The organism is Alteriqipengyuania sp. (assembly GCF_964222115.1).
Classification (GTDB): domain Bacteria; phylum Pseudomonadota; class Alphaproteobacteria; order Sphingomonadales; family Sphingomonadaceae; genus Alteriqipengyuania.
This window is the reverse complement of the sequence record NZ_CAXQBM010000080.1, coordinates 1-17,792: the sequence shown is the minus strand read 5'-3', so window position 1 is coordinate 17,792 and position 17,792 is coordinate 1. Positions and strand designations below refer to the sequence as shown.

General features: G+C 63.3%; 15 protein-coding genes. 6 read left to right on the top strand and 9 right to left on the bottom strand.

Going from position 1 to position 17,792, the window contains the following annotated elements:
* The first annotated feature begins 79 nt into the window (after window positions 1-79).
* The 5 genes from ACEQXE_RS12605 to ACEQXE_RS12585 all read left to right on the top strand — a co-directional run bounded on the left by ACEQXE_RS12605 (window position 80) and on the right by ACEQXE_RS12585 (window position 5,578).
* Window positions 80-1,279, top strand: coding sequence for a toxic anion resistance protein (locus ACEQXE_RS12605; protein WP_370179795.1), 1,200 nt, complete (start codon window positions 80-82; stop codon window positions 1,277-1,279).
* Window positions 1,280-2,053: a hypothetical protein gene (locus tag ACEQXE_RS12600; protein WP_370179793.1), complete on the top strand. Its 774-nt coding sequence runs from the start codon at window positions 1,280-1,282 to the stop codon at window positions 2,051-2,053.
* Entirely contained in the window at window positions 2,053-2,367 is a 315-nt protein-coding gene (locus ACEQXE_RS12595; RefSeq protein ID WP_370179791.1) for a polyhydroxyalkanoic acid system family protein, read from the top strand. Before ACEQXE_RS12600 ends, ACEQXE_RS12595 begins: the two co-directional genes overlap by 1 nt.
* Window positions 2,368-2,483: 116 nt before the next feature.
* Complete coding sequence (locus ACEQXE_RS12590; RefSeq protein ID WP_370179789.1) at window positions 2,484-3,047, top strand: biliverdin-producing heme oxygenase; 564 nt, start codon at window positions 2,484-2,486, stop codon at window positions 3,045-3,047.
* On the top strand, window positions 3,044-5,578 hold the full coding sequence (locus ACEQXE_RS12585) for an HWE histidine kinase domain-containing protein (protein WP_370179787.1): 2,535 nt from the start codon (window positions 3,044-3,046) through the stop codon (window positions 5,576-5,578). The genes ACEQXE_RS12590 and ACEQXE_RS12585 overlap by 4 nt, the downstream gene beginning before the upstream one ends.
* 27 nt (window positions 5,579-5,605) lie before the next feature.
* On the opposite strand, the gene ACEQXE_RS12580 is transcribed toward ACEQXE_RS12585, so the two are convergent.
* From ACEQXE_RS12580 to ACEQXE_RS12565, 4 genes are all read right to left on the bottom strand, one after another.
* Window positions 5,606-6,346, bottom strand: a complete 741-nt coding sequence (locus ACEQXE_RS12580; protein ID WP_370179785.1) for a TonB family protein — start codon at window positions 6,344-6,346, stop codon at window positions 5,606-5,608.
* A 124-nt stretch (window positions 6,347-6,470) separates the two neighbouring features.
* Complete coding sequence (locus ACEQXE_RS12575; RefSeq protein ID WP_370179783.1) at window positions 6,471-9,002, bottom strand: TonB-dependent receptor; 2,532 nt, start codon at window positions 9,000-9,002, stop codon at window positions 6,471-6,473.
* 247 nt (window positions 9,003-9,249) lie between these two features.
* Window positions 9,250-10,179 carry an isopenicillin N synthase family dioxygenase gene (locus tag ACEQXE_RS12570; RefSeq protein WP_370179781.1) on the bottom strand — a complete coding sequence of 310 codons (930 nt, stop codon included), beginning with the start codon at window positions 10,177-10,179 and terminating at the stop codon, window positions 9,250-9,252.
* A gap of 11 nt (window positions 10,180-10,190) precedes the next feature.
* Window positions 10,191-11,555 carry a NupC/NupG family nucleoside CNT transporter gene (locus tag ACEQXE_RS12565; RefSeq protein WP_370179779.1) on the bottom strand — a complete coding sequence of 455 codons (1,365 nt, stop codon included), beginning with the start codon at window positions 11,553-11,555 and terminating at the stop codon, window positions 10,191-10,193.
* Window positions 11,556-11,689: 134 nt separating this feature from the next.
* On the opposite strand from ACEQXE_RS12565, the gene ACEQXE_RS12560 reads away from it, so the two are divergent.
* Window positions 11,690-12,382, top strand: coding sequence for a queuosine precursor transporter (locus ACEQXE_RS12560; RefSeq protein ID WP_370179777.1), 693 nt, complete (start codon window positions 11,690-11,692; stop codon window positions 12,380-12,382).
* Window positions 12,383-12,394: 12 nt separating this feature from the next.
* Here ACEQXE_RS12560 and otsA read toward each other — a convergent pair whose 3' ends face one another.
* From otsA to ACEQXE_RS12535, 5 genes are all read right to left on the bottom strand, one after another.
* Window positions 12,395-13,768, bottom strand: a complete 1,374-nt coding sequence (gene otsA, locus ACEQXE_RS12555; RefSeq protein WP_370179775.1) for an alpha,alpha-trehalose-phosphate synthase (UDP-forming) — start codon at window positions 13,766-13,768, stop codon at window positions 12,395-12,397.
* A complete protein-coding gene (locus tag ACEQXE_RS12550) occupies window positions 13,765-15,561 on the bottom strand; it encodes a glycoside hydrolase family 15 protein (RefSeq protein ID WP_370179772.1) in 1,797 nt (598 codons plus the stop codon). Before ACEQXE_RS12550 ends, otsA begins: the two co-directional genes overlap by 4 nt.
* Window positions 15,558-16,298, bottom strand: a complete 741-nt coding sequence (gene otsB, locus ACEQXE_RS12545; RefSeq protein WP_370179770.1) for a trehalose-phosphatase — start codon at window positions 16,296-16,298, stop codon at window positions 15,558-15,560. Before otsB ends, ACEQXE_RS12550 begins: the two co-directional genes overlap by 4 nt.
* Before the next feature lie 53 nt (window positions 16,299-16,351).
* Window positions 16,352-17,074: a sigma-70 family RNA polymerase sigma factor gene (locus tag ACEQXE_RS12540; protein WP_370179768.1), complete on the bottom strand. Its 723-nt coding sequence runs from the start codon at window positions 17,072-17,074 to the stop codon at window positions 16,352-16,354.
* A partial coding sequence (locus ACEQXE_RS12535) for an FHIPEP family type III secretion protein (protein ID WP_370179766.1) occupies window positions 17,071-17,792 on the bottom strand: 722 nt, incomplete at its 5' end. The genes ACEQXE_RS12540 and ACEQXE_RS12535, both read right to left, overlap by 4 nt.

The following is a 17,792-nucleotide window of genomic DNA, read 5'->3' as shown; positions in this document are numbered from 1 at the left end:
AAGTGACGCGTGCCAAAACTTGAAACACGTGTCTTGCGCGACTAATACAGTAGCTGCAGCAGAAGGAATTTCGCCGCTCATGGCCACTCAGACCGAAACCGAGACCGCGACCAAGCTCAACCTGACTCCGCCCGAGCCGATCCCGACCGTCGATGTCGAAAAGGCCGTCGGGCTGGTTCCGGTCGATGACGAGAAGAAGAGCGAGCTGGACACCAAGGTCGATGGCTTCATCGACGAACTGGTGGCGCATGACGCGAAGTCCCCCGAATTCAGCAAGCGGGTCGACGAAATCTCCAACATGGGCCGCAAGGAAATCATGGCGGCGTCGAGCATGTCGAACCGCTTCCTCGATCGCCCGGTGCGCGCGATGGATCGCGACCAGGGCGTGGGCGCCAACCTCGCCGAACTGCGCACGACGGTGGAGGAACTCGACCCTGCGAAGCGCGGCAAGAGCGGGATCCTGTCCAAGCTGCCATGGGGCAACAGCCTGAAGAGCTATTTCCGCAGCTACCAGAGTGCGCAGAGCCATATCCAGGCGATCCTCGACAAGCTGCATTCGGGCCGCACCGAATTGCAGAAGGATAACGCGGCGATCGACGTGGAGCGCCAGCACTTGTGGGAAGCCATGGGCAAGCTGGAACAGATGGTCCACATCTCCAAGACGCTCGACGCGAAGCTTGAGGAGAAAGCCAACGAACTTGACGCGACCGACCCGGAAAAAGCCAAGGCGATTCGCGAGACTGCGCTGTTCTATGTCCGCCAGCGCACGCAGGATTTGCTGACCCAGATGGCCGTATCGGTGCAGGGCTACCTCGCGCTCGACCTGGTCAAGAAGAACAACGTGGAACTGGTGAAGGGCGTCGATCGCGCCAGCACCACCACCGTTTCCGCGCTGCGCACGGCGGTGACCGTTGCCGAGGCGATGACCAACCAGCGGCTGGTGCTGAAGCAGATCACTGCCCTGAACGACACCACGGCGGGAATCATCGATTCCACCGGCAAGCTGCTGCGCGAACAGACGGGCAAGATCCACGAACAGGCCGCGTCGAGCACGATCCCGATGCAGACGCTGCAGAACGCGTTCCAGAACATCTACGCGACGATGGACGAGGTCGATACGTTCAAGCTGAAGGCGCTCGACACGATGAAGCAGACGGTCGACACGCTTTCCACCGAGGTCGAAAAGTCGAAGGAATACATCGCGCGGGCCGAAAGCCAGGCGCAGGCGCAGGCCCAGCTCGACGCCTCCGAAGACTCGCTGCTCAAGCTGGAGGGCTAGGTGAACGACCTGACGCGCGAGAGCGACCGCATTATGCGCGATAGCCGCCAGCTGCTGGTCGAGAACCGCATCGGCGGGCGGCACAGGCGCGCGGTTTCGATCGGGCGCGAGAGCGCACAGGTGCGCAACCGCCATCGCCTGAAGAAACTGCGCAATATCGCCGTCGCGGCAGCCGCGATCTTCGCCTTTGCGACATTGGCGGGCATCGTGATCGACGGGATCGGCTTCACCGGCATTGTGCTGACCTTCTTCGCGCTGATTGCGGCGGCAGGCATCTTCTCGGTCTTCCCGCGCATATCGATTCCGCAGGCGGGCGATCTCAACAAGGGGACGCCGCGCCAGATGGTCGCCCGCACCGAACTGTGGCTGGAATCGCAACGCCCGGCGTTGCCCGCACCTGCCGTGGCGCTGGTCGACGATCTCGGCGTGAAGCTGGACCTGCTGGGCCAGCAACTCGAAACCGCGCCAGCCAGCCATGATTCGATCCGCGACATCCGCGAACTGGTGGGCGAGACGCTGCCCGAAATGGTTCAGAGCTATACCCGCGTGCCCGCCGCGATGCGTGGCGCAGAACATGCCGGGGCAACCGCCGACCAGCGACTGGTCGAAGGGCTCGGCAAGATCAGCGGCGAGATCGATTCGATCAATCGCAAGATCGCCGATGGCGCGCTCGACGATCTGGCCGTGCAGCATCGCTATCTCGGCTATCGCTATGGCGAAGGCCCTGGAGGGGACACCACGAGCGATAGCCCGCGCGAGGGCGCGCCCAGCTGATGCGTGTTCCCGTCCAACACAACCTGCCCAAGGAAGAGGTGCGACGTCGCCTGCGCGAACGCATGCCCGAACTGCCCGCACACATGCCGGGCGGTGCGGCGGACGTGACCACCGACTGGCCGGACGAGGATACGATGAAGCTCTCGGTCGGTGCGATGGGCCAGACCGTGCACACAACGGTCAGCATCGAGGACACGCAGGTCATCGTCGAACTCGACCTGCCGCCAATGCTTTCGTTCTTCAAACCGATCATCGCCGCGGCGGTGGCCGAGAAGGGTACGAAACTCCTGGCCCCGCCCAAGGGCAAAGACTGACTTGACATTTGTCACTCCGGGAACTTCGGCAGGCCTAAAGGATATAGAAGTCTTATCGCCGCCGATCGCATGGTGGCGCTGGGGGTAGTATTTTGGGCCGGACAAGGAACGCGCAAATGCCTGCAAGGTGCGATCATGCACCCACGCTGCGCGCACAATTGCGAGCAGCGACACACGCCGATCACGGCGCGCTCGACCATGCACTGGGGCGTCTCGATCTCGCGGATCGGCGCGATTACGTGCAGTTTCTGGATGCGCAGCTGACCGCCCGCCTAGGCGTGGAACAGTGGCTGTTCCAGCATTGCCCCTATGAATGGCTGCCGCCGTCGCAAGTCTCGCTGCTCCGGCGCGATCTCGAATGGCTCGGTCACACGGCCGGCGAAGCGAACACACCCGCCTTCGTAGCACCCGCGATCACGCCCGATGCGTGGCTTGGGGCGGCATGGGTTCTTGCGGGCTCCTCGCTCGGTAACAAGATGATGGAGCGAGAACTTGCGCCGCGTGTCGCCCCGAGCTGGCCGATGGCGTTCATCCGCGACGAGGCCATGCCACGCTATTTCAAGGCGCTGCGCCCCCTTCTGGAAAGCAGCCGGTCCAACCCGTCTGCAGAATGGACGGCACATGCGGTCTTCGGTCATTTCCTGACGATTTGCGAAAGGCACATGGCGGTCCGTGCATGACCGATCCTGCGTCCCACGTGGATCTCACCAGCTGCGATCGCGAACCCATCCATCAGCTTGGGCATATTCAGCCCTTCGGCGCGATGCTGGTGGCTTCGACCGACAACCTGGTGGCGCATTTCTCGCAGAATGCGGGCGAGTTTCTCCGCATCGGCGGTATCGCACAAGGCGCCCGACTGGACGATCTGCTTCCCCCTGACACATTGCAGGCAATGCAGGGCGCCGCGATGCGCCTGGTGGAATCGGACGAGACCGAGCGGTTATTCGCGTTGGCGCTCGGCGACGATCCCACGAGGCGTTTCGACTGTTCCATCCACCGTAGCGCCGGGCAACTGGTGCTCGAATTCGAACAGCACGATCCCGCCGGGTTCGGCAATCACATCGCCTCGATCAGGCCGATGATGGCCGGGCTCGATGCGATTGAGAAAGTCGACGATCTGTGCTCGGCAGCTGCGCAGCGCCTGAAGGCCCTGCTCGAATTCGACCGGGTGATGGTCTACCGGTTCCACCCCGACGGCACGGGCGAAGTGATTGCCGAAGCACGCGAGCAAGCGGTCGATAGTTTTGCCGGCCTGAGATATCCCAAATCCGATATCCCGCAGCAGGCACGCGCATTATACCTGCGCAATCGCCTGCGGATCATTGCCGATGTGGCCGACACGCCCGTCCCAATCGTTCCGGGCAAGCAATTCGGCGGCGAACCGATCGACCTAAGCCTGTCAACGCTGCGCGCAGTATCGCCGATCCATATCGAATATCTGCGCAATATGGGTGTACGCGCTTCGTTGTCGATCTCGATCATCGTGCGCGGGCGCCTGTGGGGCCTGTTTGCGTGCCACCACTACCAGCCGCGTGCCTTGCCATTCTCGAACCGGACGGCGGCCGAAGTATTCTCGCAGATTTTCTCGCTCACGCTCGATCGCGCGCTGCACGATCAGGGTGCGGCGCGCAAAGCTCTCGGCCAGAACCTGCACGAACGCCTGATGACCCGGCTGGCTGGTGGTGCCTCGCTGCGCGACACGCTCTCGCAGGTCGGATCCACGATCGGCGATACGATCCCGCACGATGGCGCGAGCATTTATATCGACGGCGAATATGTCGCCTCCGGCCACGCACCGAGCGAGGAAGAGTTTCGCACGATCCTGCCCAGCCTCCAGGCGGGCCGTGCGGGACACATCCTCGCGACCAATGACCTTGCGGGCGAGATCGACGCTGCGAGCGAATTTGCATCGCGCGCCGCTGGGGCGCTGATCATCCCTGTTTCGCGGAGCCCGCGCGACTATTTCGTGCTTTGGCGGCGGGAGCTGAGGCAGGTCGTTACCTGGGCTGGCAATCCCGACAAGCCGGTGGAGAGCGAAGGGCGCATCTCCCCACGCAAGAGCTTTGCCGCCTGGCAGCAGACCGTCGAGGGCCGTAGCGCCGACTGGACGCAGCCCGAACTCGATCTGGCGGAAACCTTGCGGATCACCCTGCTCGAAGTGATCCTGCGACTGACCGACGCCGCCGCGCAGGATCGCAAGCGGGCGACCGAACAGCAGGACTTGCTGATCGCCGAACTCAATCACCGCGTGCGCAACATCCTGAACCTCATCAGGGGCCTGGTGAATCAGTCGCGCCACGAAACGGGTGATGCCGTTACGCTGACCAAGCTTATCGGTGGGCGCATCGGCGCGCTCGCTGCGGCACACGACAACCTGACGCGCGATCAATGGGGGCCGACCTCGCTCAAAAAGCTGATCGCTGATGAAGCCGAGGCCTACCTGGGTTCGAAAACCACTCGCCTGAATGTGGACGGGCGCGATGTCCTGGTGGTGCCGCAGGCGTACACCGTGCTCGCACTGGTCCTGCACGAGATGATTACCAACTCCGCCAAATATGGAAGTCTTTCCGACCAGTCGGGTGACCTCCTGATCACGCTGGATCGGCAGGCCAATGGCGATCTGGCGCTCGGCTGGCGGGAACGGGGTGGCCCGCCAGTGCAGGCGCCCGAGCGGCAGGGTTTCGGCACGACCATCATCGAGAAGTCCATCCCGCACGAATTGCAAGGCGAGGCCAATGTCGATTTTGCACTTGGCGGGCTGGAAGCTCGGTTCGTCGTTCCGGCCCGGTTCCTGCAAGATACGGAAAGCGATCACGAGATGACCAGCCACGTCGATCATGGCCAGGATGCAGGCGAGGAATCGCAGAGCGAACTTCCCCAGCGTGTACTGTTGATCGAGGACAACATGATCATTGCGCTCGATACTGAGGAAATGCTCCGCGAGCTTGGGGTCAAGGATGTCTTGGTGTCGGGCAGTGTCACGCAGGCTCTGCGGGCGATCGAAAAGGAAAGCCCGCAATTCGCGGTGCTCGATTTCAACCTCGGCGAGGAATCGAGCGAGCCCGTGGCGCGAGAGCTCACCCGGCGGGGCGTGCCCTTCGTTCTCGCGACGGGCTACAGCGCCAAGGAAATCAAGTTCGAGGAGCTTGGTGCGCGCTCGATCCTGAAAAAACCGTACGACAAGTCCGATCTGGCCAAGGCGCTGGCCTAGCGTAACAGCGCCGTACTCGAGCCGACTTCACGACCGTTCGAAATAGCGCTGCTGATAATAGAAAGTCGCCGGCACGGGATTGCCTGCCGCATCGCGCGCAGGCTCGAACCGGATTCGGTCGTAGGATAGCTCGCAGACCTTGGCATCGGTATTCGGGAAGCCGCTCGATCGCGAAACGCGGCAGCTCGTCACCCGGCCTTGCGCCGAAACATCGAGAATTACGATAGTGCTCGTACCCACCCGCGCCGCACGGCCTCCCGCAGGGATTTCGAACAGGGACACATCGCTGATCGAGCGGGTGAGCCGGGGTTGCACCGCGACACCTCCACCGCCCGAGCCCTGTCCGTCCTCGCCCGCACCCGTTCCGTCGCCCGAACCGGAGGCCCCGGTGCCGTCGCCGGCCTCTGCAGCGCCCGACTGGTTCTCGTTACCGGTCGAGGCTGTGCGGGGGGCAGCTTCGCGGTCGGGCATAGGGATCGGCGATTGCGGCGCAGATACCGCGCGCGCCTGCGCGCGTTCGCCCGGATCGCCTTCGTCGCCTGCCTCATCCTCTGCCTGACCGGGCGGATCGGGTGGGGCCGCAGGTTCTGGCACCGTCTCCACATCGAAGGTGGACATCTGCTCGCCCAGTGCGCGTGAGACCATGTCGGGCGCGAAAGCCTGGATCAGGGCGTAGAACAGCACGACGTGCAGCAGGACGATCCCACCGAGGACTGGCAGGCTAGGCCTGTGGCCAGTGGCCGAGAATCCCTGCGTGTAGTCCTCCATGCCGGTAAAACTCGGGCCGTGCAGTCACGGTTCCTGAGGCCCTGAAACGAAAAACGGCGACCTCCCGAAGGAGGCCGCCGCCTTTTTTCATACCGTTGGTCGGGCAGAGCCAGACCTCCCGGGATTAGAAGCCCCAGATCAGCGAGGCGGTGATCGCACGGGGCGGGCCGATGTTCACATAATCGCCGGTCGTGGCGATGTCGTAACCGCGCGTCCCGCCGACGTAGAGTTCGTCGAAGAGGTTGGTGACATTGACCTGGAAATAGGCCTTGTCGAGGTCTTCGTCGAAATAGCCCAGGTTCACGCGGACGTCGGCGTCTGCAGTGGTGTAAGCCGGCAGCGAGACGGTGTTGACGTCGTTCAGCCAGCGTTCGCCGGTGCGCTTCACCTGGAAGCCGATCTCGACCGGGCCAAGGTTGCCCTGAGCGCGTGCGCCGACGGTGTATTCCGGTGCGCCCGCTTCACGCATGCCAGCGGTGGTGAAGTAGCCGAAGCCACCCTGATCGTAGCAGAAGCCGTCAGCCACGTCGTCCGGATCGCAAGAGGTGCCTGCAATCACGTCGTTCTTGATGTCCGACACGAGGTAGGAACCCCAGGCGTAGATCGACAGTGCCCGGATCGGCTGCCACGCGATGCTGCCGTCGACGCCGTACTTGTTGACCTTGCCGAGGTTGACGTAGGTCGAAGTCTGCGTGACCTCGTCATAGCTCTCGCGCAGGCGGTTCTGGTACTGGTTGAACCAGCCCGAAAGCTGCGCCTGAACCGTACCGGACTGGAAGCGAAGGCCCGCGTCGAACGAGTCCGACGTTTCTGCGATCGGTGCCACACCGGTGAAGATCGAGCCGTACAGGGCATCGGTCCCCGGAACCGACAGGTTCATCGCGTAGCTGGCGAACACGCTGAAAGCCGGGGTGAAGTTGTAGGTCAGGCCCACGTTCGGCAGCAGCTTGTCGTACTTGTAGTCGGCCGAAGTCGGCGCGACGGTGCCCGGGTTCGCAGCAACATAAGCAGCAATAGCGGCATCGCCGTTGATGCAGTTGACATTGCCGGTGCCGTCGGTGGTGACGCAGTACTGATCGAGATCACGCGAGAAGAACGGCGCGCGAAGACCCAGCGTTGCGACGAGATCGCCGAACTCACCGCGATACTCGGCAGAAACCTGGTGCAGCGTCGCGAACGACTTGCGGTTGCGCTTCTGCGGAGCGACGCCATTGGCATCGAGCAGCGGATTGTTGATCGCGAACACGTCGACAGGCTCTGCGTTCGTCAGCAGGGCACCGGCAGTACCGGTCTGACGGTGACGTGCACGGTCGAACGTGTAAGCAAGGCGAACGCGCTGCGTGTCGCTGATGTCGTAGATCAGGTTCGTGATCAGGCCGTAACGACGGGTCTGGGTCTGGCTGGGCGACGAGATCGTCACGTAGTCCAGCGTATCGCCGTCATTGTTCAGGTCGACACCGCCGAAGTAGTAGTACTGGGTCGGGCGGGTCGCACGCTGCGGGTTGCGCGGATCGGTGAGATAGGCGCCCCCGGTAAAGCCATCAGCCGACAGACCTTCGAAACCGATCGAGGTGCCGCCGCCATTCGCCTTCACATACTGGAAGCTCGGATCGACCGTCAGCGTAAGCGCATCGGTGATCGTGAAGCGCGACGTACCGCGGATGTTGCCGGTGTTGGACGGGTTGTAGCGACGTTCGAACGGCTGACCGCACGAATTGTAGCCATCCTGTACGCCAGTGGTGCCGATGACGACAGTACACGGGGTGCCGTCATAAAGTTCGTAGAAGCGATCTTCCGGATCCTGGATCGAATAACCGGGCGCGCCGCCGAAGAAGGCCGGCGAACCGTTGAAGTTGTTACGGTTCTGGTTGTAGTGGCCGGCCACCGCGATGAAATCGCCGTTGTCGCCCAGCGGCTGGAAGATCTTGGCATTGTACTGCTGCTTGTCGACGCCGCCGTAGTTCGAGAAGACCGAGTCGTTCTCGGTACGCGAAGCAGTGACGTATGCACGAAGGCCACCGGACGTCAGGTTACCCGTTTCGACCTTCACGAAGCCGCGGTACATCGGGCGGTCGCCCGGATTGCCGCGTGCGATGATGTTGCCGTAGGTCAGGCTGGTCATGACACCGAATTCTTCGTCCGGGGTCTTCGAACGAATGTTGATCGTGCCACCGGCAGCAGCCGCAGTCGGGCTATCGACGTCGGTCGAACCCAGGCTCACGGTCGCGTACTCGATGATTTCGGGATCGAGCATCTGGTTGGTGTAGAGCGCGTAGTTGCCCGAATCGTTCAACGGAACACCGTCGAAAGTTTGCGAAATGCGATCCGACGAGAAGCCGCGGATCGAGAACGTGCCGCCGAGCGAACCGAAGGGATCGTCGTTCTGGAAGCTGACGCCCGGAACCAGGTTCAGAGTGTCGTTGATCGTCTGGCCCGGGGCCTGACGCTGGATCAGTTCCGAACCGATCTGCACCTTCGCCTTGGGCGAATCGGGGATTTCAACGCCCGCCACGTCGGTCGTCCTGGTGCCGGTGACGACGAGTACGTTCTCTTCGTCGAAATCGACCGAACCGGTCGACTGAGCGTAGGCCGGTGCGGCGCCCGCTGCGGCAGTGAGGCCGACAACACTGGTTGCCAGCAGATACTTGAGCTTCATGAAATAACCCCTTTGAGGACGTTATTGGAGAGGGATAAGGATATCAGTGGGCCGACCCCCTAGGCCGGTCGAGGGCGCCTAACGCTGCATTTGTTACAGCAATGTTACAGTCTTTTCGTCCCAGACGCCCCCCGGCCCAGACGCTCCTGAAAGCCGCAGAAAAGTAGGCCAAAAGGGGTGTTGCCGCAGTGCAACATGCGCAATATTATTATAAACGTAACAGTGTGACGGTCGGTGTCACAGACGATCACGCCAGTTTGATCTCGCGCAGGCGCTGCATCAGGAAGTCATGCGCGAGGATCGGCTCCGGCGCATGGTCCTGCTCACCTTCGGCGATGCAAGATTCGAGCGGCGCGATCTCGAAATCGGGCCGGAAATGCAGGAAGAACGGCATCGAATAGCGCGTACGCCGAATCGCCTCGCCACGCGGATTGACCACCCGGTGCGTGGTGGAGCGCAAGCGGCCATTGGTGAGCCGTTCCAGCATGTCTCCGATGTTCACGGCCAGCGCGCCCGGCGGCGGGCTGACGGCGAGCCACTCGCCCTTCCTGGTCAGCAGCTCCAGCCCAGCTTCCTCTGCGCCCAGCAGCAGCGTGATCGCATTGATATCGCCATGTGCAGCAGCGCGGATCGCGCCGTCGGGCGCATCGTCGGGCAGTGGCGGATAGCGCAGCAGGCGCAGCACCGAGTTGCCGTCCTCGATCGTCGAATCGAAGAAATTCGCATCCTCGCCCAAGTGAATCGCGATGGCCGAGAGGATACGGCGCCCGGTCGTCTCGAAGGCGAGGAAGAGTTCGCGCATCGTCGCCTCGAACTCGGGAACTTCGGCAGGCCAGACATTGGGCTCCATGAACTTCGCGAGGTCATGGTCCGGCGCAAGGTCGCGCCCGACATGCCAAAACTCCTTGAGGTCGAACACCTCGGCATCCTTGGCCTGTTCCTGCCCGAACGGGGTATAGCCGCGCGCACCGGCAATGCCTTCGATCTTGTACGCCCGCTTGGTCTCGTCGGGCAGCGCAAAAAACGCCTCGCTCGCCGCCTGTGCGCGCGCCACGAGTTCGTCCGGGATGCCGTGATCGCGCACGATCCCGAAGCCGAATTCGGCGAAGCTCTCTCCCAGCTCGACCGCAATTTCGGAGAGCGGACGTTCTAGCGAAACAGAAGCAATATCGGACATCAGGTAATCTCTCAGGCGGGCAGGAAGAGCCCGGCGAGCGCCGCGCTCATCAGGTTGGCAAGCGACCCGGCCAGCAGCGCGTGCAGGCCCAGCCGGGCGATAACGGGGCGCTGGTTGGGGGCAAGGCCGCCAGTGACCGCCATCTGGATGGCGATCGAGCTGAAATTGGCGAAACCGCACAGGGCGAAAGTGATGATCGCACGCGAACGCTCGGAGATGGCCCCGGCTTCGATCTGGCCAAGCTCGATAAAGGCGACGAATTCGTTGAGCACGATCTTGGTTCCGAACAGGCCACCGGCAAAGCGCGCCTCTTCCCAAGGGATGCCGATCAGAAACATGATCGGGGCGAACAGCGAACCCAGAAGTTTCTGGAAACTGAGATCGAGCAGCCATGCGGTTATATCCGCGCGGAACGGGGTTCCGAACGTCTCGGCCACCTGTACCACGCCTGCGCCCAACCCGCCAAGGATACCATTGGCCAGCGCCACCAGAGCGACGAAAGCCAGCACCATCGCGCCCACGGCCACCGCCAGCTTCACACCGGTCTGCGCGCCCTGTGCCGCAGCTTCGATGACGTTGGCGGGGCGTTCGCCCTCTTCGAAGGTCTCGGCCATTTCGACTTCGTGGGCATGCTCGCGCTCGGTAATGGCGGCGGGGCCTTCGGCGCTGATGCGGCCGCGCGGCAGGGCCAGCTCGCCCTCCGCTTCAGGCGAGGCTTCCTCGACATCGGGCATGATGATCTTCGCCATCAGGATGCCGCCCGGGGCGGACATGAAGGCAGCGGCAAGCAGGAACGGAAGATATTCGCTCCCCAGCAGGCCAGCATAGGCGGCCAGGATCGTGCCAGCGACGCCCGCCATGCCCACAGTCATCAGCGTGAACAGGCGACTGGGGGCCAGCGCGGCCAGATAGGGGCGGACCACCAGTGGGCTTTCCGACTGGCCGACGAAGATATTCGCCGCGGAACCCAGTGCTTCGACCTTGCTCACGCCCGTGATCGCTCCGATCGCCCCGCCAAGCCAGCGCACGATCAGCTGCATGAGCCCGACGTGATACAGGATCGATACCAGCGCGGCGAAGAACACGATCACCGGCAGCGCGCCCAGTGCGAAGGTGTTCGCCAGCGGGTTGTCCGCACCGAACAGGAATTCGGTACCGGCATTGGCATAGGATAGCAGCGCGGCGACTCCGTTGCTCATCTCGCGGATCACCATCCGCCCGCCCGATGTGCGCAACACCAGGAAGGCCAGCAGGGCCTGCAATGCGAACGCGGACAGCACCACCCGCAGGCGGATCTGGCGCTTGGCGTTGGAAAGCAGGAAGGCGACGGCGAGGATCGCGACGATCCCCAGCAGGCTGGCGAGTACGGGTGGCATAAGGGCTTTCGAATAGTCCTCGGGTACGACCCATGCCCCTTCGCTGTTTCGCGGGGGATAGTCAATTCGCGCAAGGGCGATCCGGTTCCCGCTCTCTCTTTCCTTTTCGCTCAGTCGATCTTAAGCGCTTGGCGATGGAATCGACCAGCCCAGCTTCGCCACAAGGCCTGCCCCGCCCCCTGTTCGTCTATGCACTGCTGTATGGCGGGATGACCGTGCTGGCAGGGGTCCTGGGCTTCAAGCAGATCGCATTGCCGCTGGGCTTAACCACGCTGGCGGTGGAGGCAGGCATTTTCGCCTTCCTGATGCTGGTGGCGATATCGAGCGCTATCGCACAGCTTTACGGACGCGCGGTGGCAAACAAGCTGGTGCTGTGGGGCTTTGCCCCGCTGGGCCTCTCGATCCTGCTGATCTGGGTTGTCCTGAGCCTGCCGCCCAGCCCGGCGATGAGCGCTGACAACCTGGCCGCCTTCGAAACCGTGCTGGGGCAGGTGGACCGGATCATGATTGCCGGGCCGATCGCTTACGGCGTTTCGCTGCTGCTGAATGTCTGGCTGTTCGAACGGCTGCGCGGCTCCGGGGAGGGTGCCGAAAACGGGAGGGGCCTGTGGATGATGCTGCGCGGCGGGCTCGCCTCGGCCATCAGCCAGGTGGTCGACACGGTGATCTTCATCACGGTGGCTTTCTACGGCGTGTTCCCGATCGGCTCGCTGCTGGTGGGCCAGGCGCTCGCCAAGGTGGTGCTGAGCTTCCTGCTGGTCCCGATCATTATCTGGTTGCTGGTGCGGCTGGCTGGAACGGGCCGCACGCAGCTCACCGCGGACTGACCGTTCGGCAGATCAGGAGCTGAGCGCTTCGACGAAGTCGGCGCGCCACTGCTCGACATTGGCCGTTTTCACCACTTCGTTGAGCTTCTCCCAGCGCGCCTTGCGCTCGTCGAGCGGCATGTCGAGCGCCTCCCGAATGGCCTCGCTGGTCTGCTCCAGGCTGTAGGGATTGATCAGCAGTGCATCGGTCAGCTGTTCTGCCGCGCCCGCGAAGCGCGACAGCACTAGTACGCCGGGGTCTTCCGGGTCCTGCGCAGCGATATATTCCTTGGCAACCAGGTTCATCCCGTCGCGCAGGGGCGTCACCAGCCCGACATGGGCGGAGCGGTAGATTCCGAACAGTTCGCGCCGCGGGTACCCCTTGTTGACGTAGCGGATGGGGACCATGTCGACTTCCGATCGCGCGCCGTTGATCTGCCCCGCCTTCTGTTCAAGCGTACTGCGGATCCGCTGGTAACTGCCGACATCCTGCCGTGAAGGCGGCGCGATCTGGACATAAAGCGTCTGCTTCACCCGCTCCGGATAGGTATCGAAGAAGCGACCGACCGCATCGAACCGCTCGGGCAGGCCCTTCGAATAGTCCAGCCGGTCGACCCCGATGATAACCTTGCGGTGGCGCGAGCTGGAGCGCATGCGCTGCTCCGCCTGCCGCGCGTCTCCGTTCTGCCCGCCTTCGAGAAATTCGTCGTAGTCGAGCCCGATCGGGAAGGCCGCGACCTTTACCGAGCGGCCATCGTAAGTGACCGTGCCATCCTCGCCTATCTCGGCCTGCAATTCCTTGCGACAATAGCCGAGGAAGCTGTCGACCGATTCGGTGTCCTGGAAGCCGATCAGGTCATAGGCGAGCATGGTCGTCACCAACCGCTCGTGGAACGGCAGGGCGACCAAGAGGTTGCGCGGCGGCCAAGGGATATGGAGGAAGAACCCGATCCGGTTCTTGTTGCCGCGCGTACGCAACCGGTCGGCCAGCGGGATCAGGTGGTAATCGTGGACCCACACCATGTCCTCGGGCTCGATCAGCGGGCCAAGGCTGTCCGCGAAGCGCTGGTTGACCCGCTCGTATCCCTTGCCGAATCCCGTCTCGTACTCGGCAAGGTCGATCCGGTAGTGGAACAGCGGCCACAGCGTGCGGTTGGCATAGCCGTTGTAATATTCCTCCACATCCTGCTGCTCCAGGTCGATCGTGGCAGTGGTGACCCCCTGGTTCTTCTGCATATGGAGATCGCCGGAGAATTCCGCGGTTTCCTTACCCGACCAGCCGAACCAGAGTCCGCGCCGTTCCTTGAGCGCAGAGCCAAGCGCAACGGCAAGTCCGCCCTGCGCCCCTGCCGCACCCCGCGCCTTGGGAACGGAAACGCGATTTGAAACGACGATCAGGCGGCTCAACGGATAACACTCCATGGTTTGGACAACAGCGTGGCGCAGTTGATGATACCCACCAAAGAGTACGTCTGGGGGAAGTTGCCCCAGAGTTCACCATTGTTAAAATCGAGATCTTCGGACAGGAGCCCCGACCGCGTCCGGTGCGACAGCATCGTTTCGAACAGCGCGCGCGCCTCTTCCTCGCGACCTGCCAGATGGAGCGCTTCCATCAGCCAGAAGGTGCAGATGTTGAAGGCGGTCTCCGGCAGGCCGAAATCGTCTTCCGCATCGTAGCGGAGCATGTGCTCGCCGCGCCTCAACCCCTTCTCGATCGCGGCAAAGGTCTTTTGAAAGCGCTCGTCCTCAGGCTGGAGGAAGCCGAGGTCGATCATCTGGAGCAGGCTGGCGTCGAGGTGGCTACCTCCCAGCGCAGAGGCATAGTGCTGGCCTTCCTCGTTCCACGCCTGCTCTTCGATCTTGGTGCGGATCGTGGCTGCGCGGTCCCGCCAGAAGTCCGCTTTTTCAGCCATGCCCAGCCGCTGCGCGACGGTCGCTATGCGCCCGCATGCGGCCCAGCTCATCAGCACCGAATAGGTGTGCACCTCCTGCCGGGTGCGGAATTCCCACAGGCCCGCATCGGGCTGGTCGTGCATCTTCCACGCCATCTCGCCGACCTGTTCAAGGCTGTCGAAATCCGCCTCCCCCGCCATCCGATAGAGCCGCTGGTCGAAGAAGGCCTGCACGGTCGGCAAAACAATCTGGCCATAGGCATCGTGCTGCACCTGGCTGAAAGCGGCATTGCCTTTGCGCACGGGGCCCATGCCGCGATAGCCGGCAAGGTGATCGGCAAAGCTTTCCGTCAGTTCCGGCTCGCCCATCACCGAATAGAGCGGCTGCACGGCGCCGCCCTTGGCATTGTCGACGATATTGCGCAGGTACGCGAGGTACTTTTCCAGCACGTCGAGCGCGCCCAGCCGGTTCAATGCCTGCACGGTGTAATAGGCGTCCCTGATCCAGCAGTAGCGATAGTCCCAGTTGCGCTCGCTTCCCGGCGCCTCGGGGATCGAGGTGGTCAGTGCAGCGACGATCGCGCCGGTTTCCTCGTGCTGACAGATCTTGAGCGTAATCGCAGCGCGGATCACCGCCTCCTGCCACTCCATCACCGTGGCAAGGCCGCGCACCCAGTGGCGCCAGTAATGGTCGGTCAGCTCCAGCATCATGTCGAGTTCGTGCCCGACATTGCTGCTGAAAGGCTCATCCGGGCCGAGGAAGAAGTGCAGGTCGTTCTCGACCCGGAAAGTGCGCTTTTCGAGCACGTAGCCGACCGGCGCATCGGTGGTCAGCCGCAGCGCCTGCGGGCCGACGAGGTAGCGAATATGGTTGGTGCCATTGGTCGTTTCGGCCACCGCCTCGCCGTAGTTTTTCATCGGCGACAGGTTGACGGTAATGCGCGGCGTGCCCGCCACCGGCCTGACGATCCGCACGAATGCGACCGGGCGATACATCCGGCCCGAGCGGCGGAAACGGGGCGCGAAGTCGATGATTTCAACCGCGCTGCCATCCGTCGCCTCCAGCCGCGTCTTCAGGATCGGCGTGTTGCGCTGGTAGCTTTGCGTGGCGTGGGAGAAATCCTCCAGTTCGATCCGCCACACGCCTTCACGCTGGTTGTCGCCGTTCATGAGCGAGCAGAACACCGGATCGCCATCCACCCGCGGCACACAGCCCCAAACCAGCCCACCGGTCTCGTCGATCAGCCCCGTTACCTGGCAATTGCCGACCGGCCATAATTCAAGTGAGCTCTGGGGTATTTGGGTCATTCCAGCTCCAGCCAATGATGTACTGCTGTCACGTCGAACAATCCGAAGCGCGCTTTCGTTTCCCGCGGATCGCCAACCAGGACGCCGAAGCCGCCAAGGTCGGCGGCTGCAGCAAAGCCATCCTCGTCGGTCAGGTCGTCACCGACGAAAACGGGCGTTGCACCGGCAAATGGCGGCTGGGCCATGATGTGCCGCACGCCATCGCCCTTGTTCGCGTCGGTCGTGGTCAGCTCTGCGAGCATCTTGCCTTCGCGCAGGTAGAGGCCGTGGGTACGCGCGAGGTCTTGCGCGAATGCGAGGATGGCTTCTGCCTGGTCCGGGCACTCGCGGTAATGTATGCCCACGCCGAGGGATTTCTCCTCGATATGCAGGCCCTTTGTCCGTCCTGCAAAATCGCGCGCTGCGTCCAGTACAGCGGGACTTATGCGCGGGACCTCCTGCTCGGCAACGCTAACCCCATCGGGACTGGCGATCTCCGCGCCGTGCGAACCGCTCACGACAACACGGCACTCGGGCAGGTGCTTGCGCAGATCGGCGATAAAGCGCCCGGTCACAATCGCCAGCCGCTGGTCGAGGCCCACCGCCTTGCGTTCCAGAGCGCCTGGCAGGTACGCGGGCACCCTGATCCCGTCGGGCGTACCCGCCAGGTTCACCAACGTACCGTCGAAATCGAGGAACAGCGCGACTTTTCCGAGATCGCCAAGTGGCGGTGGCGGATCGAGAGAAGCGGCAGCCATGGGCCGAGCCATAGGCGCATGTTGCGGTGCAACGCAAACGCCATGCGTCAGCGCTAGTCGATCTGCTCCACCATCGCGATGCGCGCCTTCTTGAGCGCATCGGCCTTGAGCTGGTGCACGCGTGGCACGCTGACGCCCAGCACGGCGGCAATCTCGTTGAGGTTCAGCTCCTCGATGAAATACAGCTTTAGCACCAGTTGCAGCCGTTCCGGCAAGGCGCCGATTGCATCGGCCAGGACGGAACTGTCTTCGCTGGCGAGCAGACTCTGCTCGGGGTCCGGTCGATTATCGCTGAAGGCGGAATCGCTGTCCGAATAGCACTCCTCGATCGAGGTCGAGCTGGTCGATGCAGCAAACCGCATGGCCTCATAGCGGTCGAGCGGCAGCTCCATCGCCCTCGCCATTTCGGCAGGCGTCGGCGCGCGGCCCAGCTCGGTACGAAGGTCCTGCTCGGCCGTATCGCGCTTGCGGGTCCAGCTTGCCGCGCTGCGCGGACGATGCGACTGGCCGCGCAACAGGTCTACCATCGCGCCGCGCACGCGCATCTTGGCGTAGGCGGCAAAGCCGTCATCGCTGGGCCGGTCGTGCCGCTGCGCCGCTTCAGTCAGCGCCATCATGCCCGCCTGCATCAGGTCGTCGACATCGATCGTCGCGCTGCCATGCCCCTCGTAATACCACGCGAGCTTGCGCACGAGCGGGAGGAATTGCGCCACCTTCTGCTGGACGCTGGAGCCGTAGGCCTGCTTGACGTTGAAGGAGGATTGGTCGTGCTTCATGCTGCCAGCGCCTCCTGCTCATACATGTCGGAATCGTGGGCAGGCGGTGGCAGTTGCGGTGTCTGCTGGTGCGCGACCTGCTCTGCCTCGTCGCCGATCACCGACACGACCTCTATCGGCTGTGCCGCAGGCAGTTCGTTGATCGAGAGGACCAGCACGTTGGGCGCACGCAGCTTGAGCAATCCGGCGAGCGCACGGCGCGCGCGCGGCTGCACGACCAGTGCAGGCGTCAGCGCGCCTTGCGGCCTCTCGCGCAGCAGGGCGGCGATACGTTCCCCGATGGAGCGCGCCAGGTCGGGTTCGATCACGATCTCGCCCGTGGTCGGGTCCTGCATCCCGCCAACCACCATTTCTTCCAGTTGCGCGGCCAGCGTGATGACCGGCAAGCGCTGGTCCGGCCCGCAAATCTGGCCCACCAGCAAGGTACCGAGATCGGTCCGCATCAGTTCCACGATCTGGCCAACGTCGGCCGTGCGCTGCGCCGCCTGCGACAGGCTGGAGAAGACACGCACCGAATGGGTCAGCGAAATGCCGTCGGCCAGCAGCGCCTTCAGGACGGCGGTGATCGCGGCGAGCGAGAGAGGCTGCGGCGTGATCGTTTCGATCAGTTGCGAATGGCGTTCGCGCAGCAGGTCGAGCAGTTCGCGCACCTGATCCGGGCCCAGCAGCTCGGCCGCGCGGCCTGCCAGCAACTGGTGGACCTGCGTGGCGATGACAC

What these genes read in the sequence shown, in the direction of transcription:
- ACEQXE_RS12570 (WP_370179781.1), bottom strand. Translation starts at nt 10,179, where the DNA reads ATGTCCGATATTGCTTCTGTTTCGCTAGAACGTCCGCTCTCCGAAATT.
- ACEQXE_RS12585 (WP_370179787.1), top strand. Translation starts at nt 3,044, where the DNA reads ATGACCGATCCTGCGTCCCACGTGGATCTCACCAGCTGCGATCGCGAA.
- ACEQXE_RS12550 (WP_370179772.1), bottom strand. Translation starts at nt 15,561, where the DNA reads ATGACCCAAATACCCCAGAGCTCACTTGAATTATGGCCGGTCGGCAAT.
- otsB (WP_370179770.1), bottom strand. Translation starts at nt 16,298, where the DNA reads ATGGCTGCCGCTTCTCTCGATCCGCCACCGCCACTTGGCGATCTCGGA.
- ACEQXE_RS12580 (WP_370179785.1), bottom strand. Translation starts at nt 6,346, where the DNA reads ATGGAGGACTACACGCAGGGATTCTCGGCCACTGGCCACAGGCCTAGC.
- ACEQXE_RS12540 (WP_370179768.1), bottom strand. Translation starts at nt 17,074, where the DNA reads ATGAAGCACGACCAATCCTCCTTCAACGTCAAGCAGGCCTACGGCTCC.
- ACEQXE_RS12575 (WP_370179783.1), bottom strand. Translation starts at nt 9,002, where the DNA reads ATGAAGCTCAAGTATCTGCTGGCAACCAGTGTTGTCGGCCTCACTGCC.
- ACEQXE_RS12565 (WP_370179779.1), bottom strand. Translation starts at nt 11,555, where the DNA reads ATGCCACCCGTACTCGCCAGCCTGCTGGGGATCGTCGCGATCCTCGCC.
- ACEQXE_RS12590 (WP_370179789.1), top strand. Translation starts at nt 2,484, where the DNA reads ATGCCTGCAAGGTGCGATCATGCACCCACGCTGCGCGCACAATTGCGA.
- ACEQXE_RS12560 (WP_370179777.1), top strand. Translation starts at nt 11,690, where the DNA reads ATGGAATCGACCAGCCCAGCTTCGCCACAAGGCCTGCCCCGCCCCCTG.
- ACEQXE_RS12605 (WP_370179795.1), top strand. Translation starts at nt 80, where the DNA reads ATGGCCACTCAGACCGAAACCGAGACCGCGACCAAGCTCAACCTGACT.
- ACEQXE_RS12595 (WP_370179791.1), top strand. Translation starts at nt 2,053, where the DNA reads ATGCGTGTTCCCGTCCAACACAACCTGCCCAAGGAAGAGGTGCGACGT.